This is a genomic window from Streptomyces sp. NPDC048297 (genome assembly GCF_043201585.1).
Classification (GTDB): Bacteria; Actinomycetota; Actinomycetes; order Streptomycetales; family Streptomycetaceae; genus Streptomyces.
In genome coordinates this window covers 94,992-107,187 of sequence record NZ_JBICZA010000012.1, presented here as the reverse complement: position 1 = coordinate 107,187, position 12,196 = coordinate 94,992, and the positions used below count along the sequence as shown (strand labels likewise).

The 12,196-nt window shown below is 67.3% G+C and carries 13 protein-coding genes; 1 reads left to right on the top strand and 12 read right to left on the bottom strand.

The features are described 5' to 3' along the window. Nucleotides 1-28: 28 nt before the first annotated feature. The 5 genes from ACGFYV_RS15615 to ACGFYV_RS15595 form a co-directional block, all read right to left on the bottom strand. Complete coding sequence (locus ACGFYV_RS15615; protein ID WP_393878914.1) at nucleotides 29-1,096, bottom strand: DUF2637 domain-containing protein; 1,068 nt, start codon at nucleotides 1,094-1,096, stop codon at nucleotides 29-31. Next, nucleotides 1,093-1,659, bottom strand: a complete 567-nt coding sequence (locus ACGFYV_RS15610) for a WhiB family transcriptional regulator (protein ID WP_393878913.1) — start codon at nucleotides 1,657-1,659, stop codon at nucleotides 1,093-1,095. The genes ACGFYV_RS15615 and ACGFYV_RS15610 overlap by 4 nt, the downstream gene beginning before the upstream one ends. Nucleotides 1,660-1,777: 118 nt before the next feature. Then, complete coding sequence (locus ACGFYV_RS15605; RefSeq protein ID WP_393878912.1) at nucleotides 1,778-2,482, bottom strand: ATP-binding protein; 705 nt, start codon at nucleotides 2,480-2,482, stop codon at nucleotides 1,778-1,780. Continuing rightward, the gene (locus ACGFYV_RS15600) at nucleotides 2,482-3,501 is read right to left on the bottom strand and encodes a hypothetical protein (protein WP_393878911.1); all 1,020 of its coding nucleotides are present in this window, start codon (nucleotides 3,499-3,501) and stop codon (nucleotides 2,482-2,484) included. The genes ACGFYV_RS15605 and ACGFYV_RS15600 overlap by 1 nt, the downstream gene beginning before the upstream one ends. A 1-nt stretch (nucleotide 3,502) precedes the next feature. Next, entirely contained in the window at nucleotides 3,503-3,829 is a 327-nt protein-coding gene (locus tag ACGFYV_RS15595; RefSeq protein WP_096624711.1) for a transcriptional regulator, read from the bottom strand. Nucleotides 3,830-4,384: 555 nt separating this feature from the next. Here ACGFYV_RS15595 and ACGFYV_RS15590 point away from each other — a divergent pair. After that, the gene (locus tag ACGFYV_RS15590; RefSeq protein WP_393878910.1) at nucleotides 4,385-5,257 is read left to right on the top strand and encodes a helix-turn-helix domain-containing protein; all 873 of its coding nucleotides are present in this window, start codon (nucleotides 4,385-4,387) and stop codon (nucleotides 5,255-5,257) included. Nucleotides 5,258-5,460: 203 nt separating this feature from the next. Here ACGFYV_RS15590 and ACGFYV_RS15585 read toward each other — a convergent pair whose 3' ends face one another. The 7 genes from ACGFYV_RS15585 to ACGFYV_RS15555 all read right to left on the bottom strand — a co-directional run bounded on the left by ACGFYV_RS15585 (nucleotide 5,461) and on the right by ACGFYV_RS15555 (nucleotide 12,162). Continuing rightward, entirely contained in the window at nucleotides 5,461-6,090 is a 630-nt protein-coding gene (locus tag ACGFYV_RS15585) for an HAD-IA family hydrolase (RefSeq protein ID WP_393878909.1), read from the bottom strand. 282 nt (nucleotides 6,091-6,372) lie between these two features. Further along, a complete protein-coding gene (locus ACGFYV_RS15580) occupies nucleotides 6,373-7,608 on the bottom strand; it encodes an MAB_1171c family putative transporter (RefSeq protein ID WP_393878908.1) in 1,236 nt (411 codons plus the stop codon). A 94-nt stretch (nucleotides 7,609-7,702) separates the two neighbouring features. Continuing rightward, nucleotides 7,703-8,146 carry a hypothetical protein gene (locus tag ACGFYV_RS15575; protein ID WP_393878907.1) on the bottom strand — a complete coding sequence of 148 codons (444 nt, stop codon included), beginning with the start codon at nucleotides 8,144-8,146 and terminating at the stop codon, nucleotides 7,703-7,705. A 514-nt stretch (nucleotides 8,147-8,660) separates the two neighbouring features. Continuing rightward, nucleotides 8,661-9,422 (bottom strand): 3-deoxy-manno-octulosonate cytidylyltransferase, encoded by a 762-nt coding sequence (locus ACGFYV_RS15570; RefSeq protein ID WP_393878906.1) that lies wholly within the window; start codon nucleotides 9,420-9,422, stop codon nucleotides 8,661-8,663. Nucleotides 9,423-9,453: 31 nt separating this feature from the next. Then, complete coding sequence (locus ACGFYV_RS15565; protein ID WP_226964592.1) at nucleotides 9,454-10,014, bottom strand: NUDIX hydrolase; 561 nt, start codon at nucleotides 10,012-10,014, stop codon at nucleotides 9,454-9,456. Then, nucleotides 10,011-11,132 (bottom strand): adenosylhomocysteinase, encoded by a 1,122-nt coding sequence (locus ACGFYV_RS15560; protein ID WP_393878905.1) that lies wholly within the window; start codon nucleotides 11,130-11,132, stop codon nucleotides 10,011-10,013. The genes ACGFYV_RS15565 and ACGFYV_RS15560 overlap by 4 nt, the downstream gene beginning before the upstream one ends. A 31-nt stretch (nucleotides 11,133-11,163) precedes the next feature. After that, entirely contained in the window at nucleotides 11,164-12,162 is a 999-nt protein-coding gene (locus ACGFYV_RS15555) for an NAD-dependent epimerase/dehydratase family protein (protein WP_393878904.1), read from the bottom strand. Nucleotides 12,163-12,196 lie beyond the last annotated feature (34 nt).

Genomic DNA, 12,196 nt, shown 5'->3' with positions numbered 1-12,196 from the left:
TTCGGTCACCCACCCCGTGGAGGTTCGGTCAGGGCCGGGAGGAAGTGACCGGCTGGCGGTGCTGCTCGCGCAGCTGAGCCATCAGCGCGGTCAGGGTGTCGCTGGACAGCGGGATCTGCTGACCTCGGATCGCCTGGGCGACCACCTTGCGGGTCAGTTTGTCCTCGGCCCTGACCGCCGACCGGGCGATCGCCAGCAGCTCCTCGGTGTCCGGGTCAGGACGCCGGTCACCAGTCGACCGAGCGGCCCGGTCAGTGACCGGCGGCGAGGTGACCGGCCGGGCACTGACCGCCGCCGGGCTGTCCTGGTCATCACCGACCGGGGCCGTACTGCTGGGGCGGTCAGTGACCGTCCGGCCCTTGTCCGCCTGTCCCGGCAGGTCAGGGGCACCGTGGCTGCGGTTGTGGTGGTCGGTGACCGACTGGCCGCTGGTCGCCGGGGTCGAGTCTCCGGTCACTGACCGGGCGGCGGTGTTCTCGTCGGTCGGGGACAGCGGCAGCCGGTCGGTCAGAGCGGTGACCGACTGACCGGACTTGACCTGACCGGCCGCTGACCGCTGCTGACCGGCTCGGTCGGTCCGGGTGACCTCGATGGCGTCGCTGCGGTCGGTCTCACCGAGGTGACCGGGCTGACCGAGGTTCTGCCGGCCAGAGTCCTCGACCGGGCCCCGGGCAATGAGGATGTAGAGGTGGACCGCTCCGGCCAGTGCGAGCGGGGCGATGGTGGAGAGCACCGCGACCACCGCGTCCCCGAGCCGGAGACCGGTGCCGGCGACCGCGTCCTGGTTGATCCGCACCGCGTGGAGTGCGTTGGCCCAGATGCTGGCGGCGGTGGCCGTGCCGAAGAGCGTCCAGACGTAGAGCCGGGCGCGCAGTGGTGCGTTGCGCAGGACCAGGAGGGCTCGGATGCCGTAGGCGATGAAGCCGTCGATCACCAGGGGGAACAGGTAGGTAAGGAAGCCTCGGATGTGGATGGCCACGGCCATCTGCTGCAGGGCGTCGTACGACAGCGCGCACCCCGCGCCCCCGAGCGCCACGACAGCCGCGCGGTCCCACCCGGATATGTGCGCCGTCTTCGACGCGCTTGCGATGTTCATGCCGCCGTCCCGAAGTCGTCGCGGATCAGGCGCTCGCCGCTGGTTTCGGGGGGTGTGGTGTTCGTGGTGGGCTGGTTCAGGGTTCGGTTGCGCTCGGCCCGGCGGATCTCGCGGTACCGCTTCTTGGCGTGCTCCTCGGTGACCTTCAGAAGCCAGGCCAGGCGCTGCTCGCTCACCCCGTGGCGGTAGGCCGCGTACTCGACCGCGCGGCGCTCCGTATGGGTGAGGTGCACGTCGCGTCCGGCGATGGTGGCATTGACGCGGCTGTAGTCGAGGCGGCTGGCGAGCTTGTCGTGCAGCGGCCCGCGCTCCTCTTCCGTCAGGCCGCCACGGATCCCGTCGGTGTCACCCCCCTCGAGAGCGGCGTCCAGGCAGGTGCGCCGGACCGGGCACTGGCCGCACAGGGCCTTGGCCGTGGCGATCTTGGCGGTCTCGTCGGGTTCGGGGAAGAAGACTTCGGGGTCCACCGGGTTGTACTCGGTGCTCTGGCAGACGGCGTCGGCCTGCCAGCTCTGGTCGCCGAGCTGACGGTGCTGGGCGGGGCCGTTCATCGTGCTGGTCATGCGGGGTGCTCCGATCGCTCTCCGCGCGCAGGGGCGTCGGCGGAGAGGTGCGCTGGCGGTAGGTGCCCGGGGGGACGGCGGTGCGAGGGCGCGGTCCGGCGGGGTGGCCTGTGGAGGGTCAGGCGGCGGTGCTGTGGCGTCTGCGGTCGACGGCCTCGAACTCGACTCGGGTGGTCATCTGCGCGAGCCTGCTGGCGACTCGGTCCCCGAGGTAGGAACGCAGGTCCTTGATCGCCAGGTTGGTCGTGATCAGCGTGGGGAGTTCGTAGTTGTACCGCCGGTTGATCAGCCGGTACGTCACTTCCTCGACCCACTCGCTGGCCTTGGCCGCGCCGAGGTCGTCAATGATCAGCAGCGGGCACCGGCTGACGGCCGCCAGCTCCCGCTCGCTGTCCACCCCGGGCCGGGGGCGGAGATCGGCGTAGAGGTCGGCGGCGGTGGTCGCCCGCCAGCGCGCGCCGACCCCGCTCTGCACCAGCGCTCGGACCGCGCCGTACGCCTGGTGCGTCTTGCCCGCGCCGACGACCCCGGCCATCAGCAAGCTAGGGCCGGTGGTGACCTGTCGTCGGGCTCCTCGGCTGGGGGCGACGGCCGCGTCGGTGACCCTCCGGACCCACTCCAGGACCGTGGGGTGGTCGGCGACAGCCGCTTGATAGCGCGGGGGCATCCCGGCGAGCAGAGCGTCCAGCGGTGAGAAGGGCTCGGCGTCGTCCGGCAGCGCGGCGTCCACCGGGTCGATGTTGCGGGCGGCCAGGATCCGGGCCATGCGCTCCAGCGTGGCTTCGTTGCCGAGGAGCTGGGGTTCGCGGTGACGGGTGTGCATCACAGCTCCTCGGCGTAGGCGGCAGAAGCGTTGGCCGGGTTGGTCCACGCCTGGTGGGCGGGCACGTTAGGCCGGATTCCCGGCCGCGCCAAACCGCCGGGGCGAGCGTTCATCGCCTCGTTGACCATGCTGGTCAGCACGCTCGGGTGCTTGGGGTTGGCCGTGAAGTTCGCCAGCCCGGCTCGTATGTGCGCCGGTGCGATGCCCTCGTCCAGGAGCTTCTTGATGATCCGGCCGAGGTGCCCGATCACGTCGCTCGGGGGACGCTGGTCGCACCCGGCGACGTACTCCCCGACGAGGTCCTTGGCGGAGATGCCGGCTGCGGGCGCTGTGCGCCCCGTAGGGACAAGAGATCCAGGATCCAAGATCCTAGATCCAGGCGCCGAGCCTTCGGGGAGGCTTCGGGGAAGGTTCGGGGAGCCGCCAGAGGCAACCCTCTGACCTGCACTTTTAACTCCGGTCCGCCCGGGTGCGCTGCTGGCTCCATCGGCGGCGTCCTGCCGGTCGGCGCTTGGCCCGTCTGCCTGTTCCGACACCGTCGAGGAGGGTGCGGCGGGCAGATCGAGGGCTCGGGGTGCCCTCGCCGAGGTCTCAGCGAGTCCTCGGGAAGTGGTGGGCGAGCCGTTCCCCCTCCGGGAGCAGGAGCCCTTGCAGGGGGCACACCGGTCGGCAGCCTGGTGCTGCGGGCACGAGGGCAGGCGCGACTGGCTCGGCTTGTCGATCTTCTGATGCTCGGACCAGGTCACGATGTGGAGGTAGAGGCGGCCGTCGCATCCGGTGTATCGGCAGATCAGTTCGGCGTTCGCGAGCTGGTGGAGGTCGTCTTCGACGTGGACCGAGGTGTGCTCGGCGCGCAGGGGCCAGAGAAGCCCCGCGATGATCGCGGCGTTGTCCCGGTGGCGGCCATGGTCGTCGGCCTGGGTGAGCAGGCCGAAGAAGGTCCGCTCGGCCGCCACGGTCACTTCGGCGAGCGACTCGGACGTGAACGCCTCCGGCTTGACGGTTCGGATCCGGGCCATCTCAGCGGCCCCGCTCAGCGGCGACCAGGTCGCTGCGGGTCAGGGTGGCGTCGGCGAGGCAGAAGGTGTGCGGGCGCATCCAGTCCACCTCCGGCCAGACCCGCAGGATCCAGCGTGCCGCGACCCTGGCGGTCGGGCGGCCCAGCTCCAGGGTCCTTCCGGCCTCGTCCTTGACGACGGCGTGCAGATGAGGCCACGTCTGTGTCGGGTCTGTGAGGCTGACCCGGATCGTGGCCGCCCCCGGGATCATGTCGGCGAGCTGTGCGGCGAGGCGGCGCGGACGGCCGTCGTCCGCGCAGGCCGGGCTTCCGCTCGGCGTGGCGAGCATGCGATACTCCGTTGTTCGAAGGAGCGCGGTGCGGCGGTCTCGTGCAAGAAGCCCTGCCGCCCGCGTGATGTGTAATTGGCGCCCTCGGGGTGCCAGCCCGGCGCTTGGGAGTTGGTAGCTCCTCGGCGCCGGTTTCAGTTTCGGGGTCAGATCACGGGTCGTATGCTGGCATCCGTCCCGCCTCCTTTTCGCTGGTCATCGGCCCCTTTCCGGGGCGCTGCCCGGCGTGGGACGACGAACATACGTAGACCCCGCGGACAAGTCCATCCCGTTGTCCGGAAGATCGTTTGCGGTCGTCTTACTCCGTGTCGGCCGCTCTCAGGAGGGCGATGCCGACGTGGATCCGTGCCGCCCGGCAAGCACTGCAAGCGCTTGTCGCGTGAGCGGTTATGGCATACGAATATGCACAGAGGTCCCCCAGGGCTCGGCACCGTAGAATCGGGCCTGATCAACAGGTGCGATACGGAAACGTACGTCAGTTTCGAAAATGCATCAACCCTGGCTTACAGTTGACCCCGACACCGACCCCATCGCCACCTCGCACCAGGAGTCCCCGTGCCCCCTCGTCAGTTCGACGGCAGCCGCGTGCGTGCTGTCCGCCGACGCAGGGACATGCACCAGAGGCAGCTGGGCGAACTGGTGGGCGTCAGCGGTGCCACCGTCGCACGGTGGGAATCCGGGAAGGATTTTCCCAAGGGCGAGAAGCTGCCGGCGATCGCCAAGGCGCTCAACGAACCGCTCGACGACCTGTTCCCCCACGACGGGCCGCCGGACCTACAGCTCCTACGCTGTGACGCCGGTCTCAGCGTGGCGGAGGCCACCGAAATCATCGGGGCAAGCCGGGGGCCGGTGAGCAACGCCGAGTCCGGGCGGCGCAGGCTCAACGACAGCTATGTGAAGCCGCTGGCGGCGGCGTACAGGGTGACCGAGGAGGAGCTGCTCGCGGCGCAGGATCGCTCGTTCGGCATTCGCACCACCGCCCCACATGGCGATCAAGAGGCCGCGCCTCGCACGATCGGAGAAAAGATCAACTTTCTCCTGCAGTACGGTTCCACCGGCGAGGAGGCGCTTTCCGACGCGGAGATCGCGCGACTCGTCAACGAGCATGCGCCGACCGCAGCCGTCACCGCCGAGGGCATCGGCGAGCTGCGCGACGGAACCGAGACCGCGGCATCGGATGAAGTGCGCGCCGGCCTGGCACACGCCTTCCAGGTCCCGGCCTGGCTGTTCGGCGATGACGCCGAACTAAGCCCCATGGTCCAGGAGTTCCTAGAGGCTGTTCGCTTCATCGGCTCGATTCACCAGGGACACATCCTCGGCCTGGCCGCACGCGGCAGCGAGGTCCTCTCCCGGAGATCGATGGCCGACATCAACAGGCTCGTAGGAGAGCTGCGGCACGCTCTGTCCGAGGTTCAGGACAAAGAGTAACCCCGCTAGCTAGTAGCGGGCGGGTGGAGATCAGTTGCGGTACCGCCGCCTTGCGGGCGCGACCGAGGACCCCTGACCGCCTATCGCCCCTCGGCTCTGACCGGGCCAGCCCACTTCTCGGACCGGATGCACGAAGGGACTACGGCTCGGCCTCCAGGGAGGCCGAGCCGTAGTCCCTTCATACGGACGGAATCGACGCCGATCTACGAAGCGGTCAGGTCGACGTCGAACAGCTCGGACAGGGCTGCGACCGTCTGCTTCGGATCCTGGTTGTGCACTCCCGCGAGGCCGAGCTGCTCCGCCGCCTGGACGTACGCCTCGGTGTCATCGACGAAGACGCACTCTTCGGCAGGCAGGCCCATCAGCTTCAGCGTGGCCTCGAAGAGCTGGGCGTCGGGCTTGCGCATCATGTGGTGCTCGCTGATGACAACGACGTCGTACAGCTTCTCCAGCTCGTAGCCGGCATACAGGTCCCACGGCTCCAGGCCCACGGAATTCGACAGGATGCCGACCTTGATCCCGGCCCGGCGGGCTGCGGCGGCAGCGTCGATCAGCAGCGGCTCAGGGCGGAGGTCGCCGAAGATCCTCCCCATCAGCCCGTCCGTAGGCACATTCAGCATCCTGCCGGCGAACTCGTTCCACTCGCGCTGGGACACCACTCCGCGTTCCAGATCGCTGGTGATCCGGACGCCCTCCGGGTCCTTGTACAGGGCAGTGAGGCAGGCCCCCTGGGGAAGCCCTTCACGCTGCTCGAACGCCAACACAGCGGGCAGCAGGGGGGTGGTGAGAACGCCTCCGAAATCAAGAATGAGGCCGGTACGGCGGTTGGACATGCGGGGAACTCCATTGCTGAGATTTCGGACGCCTATCCAGACCGGACAGCGTCACGGACCCGGCGTACATGGCGGTCGCAGAAGCTGCGCATCGCAGGCCAGGAAGTGCACTTACAGGGCGGAGCAGAACCTCTTTGTCCGCCTTGCCCACGGTACCAGTCGCGACCGCACGCTCGGTGGTGCCGAATCTCACGCAAGCCTTACAAGATCGCATCTCTGAGTGACAGGGCGCACACGCAGAAAACACGGATACGGCAACCCGGAACACACCGTGCTCCAGAACTACCGCCGAGATTCCGATTCCAACTTCTCGGAGTCATGAAGAACTTCTCGCGCTTGGTCGCCGGTGATCTGCGTGTAGGCCGTGCTGACTCGCACGTACCACGCAGCTTCACTTTCGGTGTCCACGAACGGCTTGTCTCTCATCAGGGTGGCCGAAGACGGCCTGACGGATTCCGCGTTAGCGGCAAGCAGGCCAGCCTTTATCCAGTAAGCCTCCGCAGCAGGCTCGGGATCGGAGTGTGGGGACGCCTTGTCCTCCGCAGCAAACATCAAGTCGCTCGGCACGTAGTAGCGCAGTTTCTCGCAGGCGTCGGAGATATCCTGCGTCCATCGGTCCAATCGAACATCAATGGGGACGCGAAACTGCAAAAGTTCCGTGATCCGTCGGCCGGGAGGGTAAAGGCTTGTTCCGGGAAAAGCCTCGACTAGATCGAACCAGAGCGGATAGATCAAGTTCAGGGTTCGGAACGTCTTCCATCGCGCAGCAGCCGCGCGGGTCGTCGGGATGCTCGCCCCTACTGCGACGATAACGAAAAGGAGATTCATCCAGATCGCAGTGGCATCGACCAGGAATCGCACCGTCGATTGACTGAGAGGGAATATTACGGCACTCCACAAGATAGCGATTCTAGCTATCGTGTGAACGAGCCCCATCCACATCGCGAAACCCATCAAACCGAGCCCGATTCGCATGCTTGTGCTCTCGACTCGGCGTGCCGCCCTCGTCCACTGATAGCCGCATACGGCGGTGGTGACTAGCGGAAAGAAATAGAACACGGTCATGTAGACCGCCACGCCCCATTCTCCCGCATGGTCAACGAGGAAGTCCTCGCTCGGCCGATCTCGTTGGACAACGGTAAAGAAGAGGATCGCGAGCAGCACCACGCCGACGGCTCCGGCCTTGTACGACGCTCGGGCGATCCACCGTGAGAACTCCACGTGCCTGGGCACGACCGCCTCAGCGGTCTTGCCGTAGCTGGTGGCGACATAGGTCAGAGCCGCCATGATCGCCGCCGTGCTGGCAAAGTGCCGGAGCAGGGCGCTGAGATCGACCACCGGAATACGATCGACCGCGTCCATTGCTGCTGGGGTGTACAGACACAGGGCCACTGCAAACCCGGCGTAGCCGCCCCAGAGCGCCCTACGATGCGCATCGCCATACCTAACAGCCGGGAAACGCCAGATGGAGATCAGCGTCATGACTACCGCAGTGAAGTATTTGAAAAAGTCGAACACGGAATCAGTCGATCTATAGGTGCCACACCTGTCGCCGCTCATGGGCCCTGCAGAGTGCAGACTTGGTCAGTGCGAGATTACGGATCGTGTGGAGCTACCGCCGACGCCGCGGCGGGGCAACCGGATGCGCCAATGAATATTCCAACAGACTGATCACATCGTCTCCGGTAGCAGACTGGCGACGTGCCAGGCGCTTGATCAATGACGCTGAAAGCTCAGCCTGCTTCTCCTCGTGGCTGTCGAAATCGACGCGCGCTTGGATGAGGGCTGATGGGTAGCGCCGAAGCACTTCTTGCCGGATGCGCTCAGGGACGTAGCGCTCGATTTCAACGGCCGTCAGAGAGGTGCCGTGATCCATCCACTCATGCGCGATCTCGTGGAGGATGATGTGTTCTGTTTGATTTCTGCTTGAGCGGCGACGATAGAGAATGATGGTTACCTCGGGAGTTTTAACCCGAAGGCCGCACGCTGTCCCTAGGCCCCCGTCTGGGTCGTCCAATGGGACCAGTTGGATCTGACGCCCCAGCGCGTTTTCCATATTGCTCACCAGCGTCTCGACGCTGAAGGGGGTTGGTATAGGGAGATCGGCGATCTTCCTCTCGCATTCCCTCACAAGGGCGCGACGTGAAGGATCCCTACGCCAACGCATAGTCGCTCCATTCTCACTGCAGACCCCATACCTCAACGCGCGTACGCGAGGCGCTGGCAGGCTGGAGCCCGTATTCGATGCGCACGGTGCTAGACCGGCACACACTGTCCGCGCCTAAGCGTACAAGGGGGATTAAGTGATCATGAGAGAAGAACGTGTTGCAAAGGTCACCCGGGTGTGGAGGATCACTGAAGCAAAGCAAGATCAAAAACGGTCGGCGATCTTTCCTATTGATCTTGAAATGCCTTTGGGGCGCGCTCTCGGGATGCACTCTGTTTCTCGCCGAGCGCCGTTTTCCAGAAGACCCGAGGACCTTCGCTAACCCGTCGCCCAAATAACCTAGTTGACGGCCGAGAAATGCAACGAGTCGTCCAACAGGAAGGGTTGCGTTCGTGCGGATGTCTCAGTGCTGGTCGAGGAGGCGCTCGGCCCGCGCTAGATCCTCGAGGGTGTCTACTGCCACTCCGTCGTCCAGGACGGGCACCATCCGCACGGCGTGGCCGTGTTCGACGAAGCGCAGCATCTCCACTCCCTCGGCACGCTCCAGGGGCCCCTGCTGGAGCCGCCGGAAGCGCTGGAGAGCCTGGCCGGTGAAGCCGTAGAGGCCCAGTTGGCGCAGGTACTTCGGCCGGTCGCCCCTGGGGTACGGGATGGGCTGGCGCGAGAACATGAGGGCCTCGCTGCGGGCCGTGACGACGACCTTGACGACGTTGTGGTCCAGGACGGCGCCGACGTCGACCAGCTCGGTGTAGGCGTTCACGGCGAAGGTGCCGGGCGGAGTGAATTCCAGGGCCTCGGAGACGTCGTTGATGGCGGTCGGCGAGATGAACGGCTCGTCGCCCTGGACGTTGATGTATCCGTCGGCCGGTAGGCGTTCGGCGACCTCTGCGACGCGGTCGGTGCCGGTGAGGTGCTCCCCGGTGCGGATGCAGTCGATGCCGAGTTCGCGGCACGCCCCCTCGATGCGCTCGTCGTCCGTGGCGACGATGGCCCCGTCAAGGCGTTTGGCTTCCAGGCAGCGCTGGTGGACGTGCCAGAGCAGCGGCTTGCCGCCGAGGAGGGCCAGTGGTTTGCCGGGGAAGCGGGAGGCACCCCAGCGGCACGGTATGACGGCGATGTGCCGGCGCGGTTGGGCGTCGGTCTGGCGGGCTGTGGTGGCGGCCACGGCGTCCTCCTGGTGGTCGGGTTCGAGGGCTTCAGGTGAGCTGGGCGAGCTTGGTGCGGACGGTGGGTGAGGAAGTGGTCGCGAACGGCCGCCACTGGTAGCCGTCGACCTCCTCCTCCTGCAGCACCACCGCGTGATCGGTCGCGAGTTGGAAGGCCCAGCGGAAGTCCACGTGGTGGTGGGCCGGCTCGTTCTTCGACGGGTTCGCGTCGATCGTGTGCACGTCGATGTCGAGGGGGATGTCCTCGTGGCCGACGAGGGGAACCACGGCGCTTGGCGGGATGCCGGCCTCCTCGTGCAGTTCGCGCAGGGCGGCGTCGCGCAGGCGCTGGTCGGACGGTTCGTTGTGCCCGCCGGGCGCCAGAAGTTTCCCGGACGCCTTGTGCAGGATGTGGAGCACGTGCCGTTCACCGTTGATGACGATGGCGCTGCAGGTCACGTGGGCGGGGAAGGTCTTGCGGCTGGTGGGATCGTCCGTGCCCGCGAGTACGTCGAAGAGCATCGTCAGGGAGGCGCGCTCGTCCGGGTGGCGGGCGAGGTACGCCTCGGTGACGGTGCGGACGTGTCCAGTGGAGGGTGGCAACGAGGTCACCTTTCGAAGTGGCGGAGCCAGGTCCTGGCGATGGTGTCGCGGTCGGCCGCCGGCATCTCGTGCAGTCCGGGCTGGAGTCGCGCGTGGCTGAGTGCGGCGGTGGCGGCGAGTATCTCGGCCTGGACGAGGTGGATGTATGTGCCGACGGCAGCTCCGTGCACGAAGTTGACGGCACCGCCGTCGGCGAGAACGTAGAAGTAGTGGCCTGTGACCTCGTAGCGGGTCAACTGGGGTCCGACGGGGTGTCGTTCGTAGAGGTCGTCGAGGCTGCCGAGTTCGAGTTCGTCCTCGGAGGAGGTCACCGATCCGAGGTATGCGCCGTTGCGCAGGGCGGCGAAATCCTCGTGCCGGAGGGCGAGATTGCCGGTGGCGCACAGGACGAGTTCCGCGTCGCGGACGGCCTCGGTGGTGGACGCGCTGGTGCGGAAGCCAAGGGCGTGCGCCTGTACCCGCTTGACCGAGTCGTTGTCGTACACGGTGACGCGCAGGTCCTGGGCGCGCAGAGTCTGGGCGATCGAGCGACCGATCTTGCCGAAGCCGATGACGCAGGCGCTGCGACTCGTGAGGATGTCCCCGCGAGCCCGGACGAGAGCGTCCGTGGAGAACACGATGGACCGGCCGACGAGGTGGTCCTCGCAGTCCTTGAGCGGTGAGCGGGCCACGGACACGACGGGGCACGGCAGCGAGCCGAGGGCCGCGTACCGCTGGTGTCCGTTCTCGGTGTCCTCGACGACGCCGAGGATGCGGCCGGAGAACTTCTCCACGAGGGTGTCGAGGCTGGCCGCGAAGTAGCCGCCGATGTCGACCAGGACGATGTCCTGGCCGCCGGCCGTGTCCTCCAGGTAGTGCAGGGCCTGGGTCTCGTCAGTGAACCGCTCCCGGCTCAGGTCGTGGACCGGCAGGGTACGGCGGACGGTGTCGAGGGTCGGCTGGTGGATCGACCGGGGCTTGGGGAGGACGGCGCCGATCGTGGACACCGCGGCCATGGCGCGCAAGAACGCGGGGCGTTCCGGGAGCAGGTGTGTGATGACCAGCGTTGTGATCGCCTGCCCGGCGGGGAACTGCGCGGTGATCCTTCGGAAGAAGGCGTCCAGCCGTGCCCGCTCGGGGGTTTCCATGAGCACTCCTCTCATGATCCGACGGGGTCGCCTATGCGGCACGGCTGTAGTCCGGCACCGGGGCGGCCAGCGCCTGCATGTGGGCGCGCAGTCCGCTGTGGAGGTCGACACGCGGCTGCCACCCGAGGACCTCTCCGGCACGGCCGGGGTCGGCACGCGTGAAGATCACGTCCCCGTTGCGCACGTGGTCCTGGTGGAGCTGGATCTCGCGGCCGGTGAGGCTGTTGGCGGTGTTGATCACGTCGAGCAGGGAGGCGTTCGAGCCGCCGCCGACGTTGATCGCACCGTGCGCGTTCGGGACGGTGCCGGCGGCGATCGTGGCGGCGACCACGTCGTCGATGTAGGTGAAGTCGCGGCGCTGGTGGCCGTCTCCGTACAGGCGCAGGGGCTGTCCGGTCAGGGCGGCGTACAGGGCACGGTGGGTGAACATGTCGGCACGCTGGCGGGGGCCGTAGACGGTGAAGTACCGCAGAGCGACGACCATGGGGCCGCCGGGGCGCTCGGCGTAGGCGAGGCAGAGCTGCTCCTCGGCCAGCTTGGTCACGGCGTACGGGGAGGCGGGGTTGGGGCGGTCGGTCTCGCGGCTCGCGTCGCCGTCGGTCGGTCCGTAGACGCTGGACGAGGAGGCGACGACCAGTCGGGGGACGCCGATCCGGGTGGAGGCGTCGAGGACGCGGTGGGTGGCCAACACGTTGGACGCGAGGTAGTCGCCGAACTGCGGTCCCCAGGAGGGCCGTACCCCGGGGATGCCGGCGAGGTGGAAGACGGTGTCGGCGTCGATCAGGAGCGGTTCGATCGCGCAGTGGAGGAGGTCGGCCGTGACGTGGTGGTATCCCTGACGGCCCCGCAGCGCGGCGAGGTTGGCGGCGGCCGTCGGGTCGGAGGACGGGTCTCGACGGTCCACCCCGATCACGGTGGTGCCGGCCTGGACGAGGGCGTGGGCGAGGTGGGAGCCGATGAATCCGGCGGAGCCGGTAACCACGGCCCGTCGGAGGGAAGCGTTGGTCGGGGGCTGCTCGTGCTGTGGCACGGGGATCTCCAGAGGGATGTCGTCTAAGGGGCTG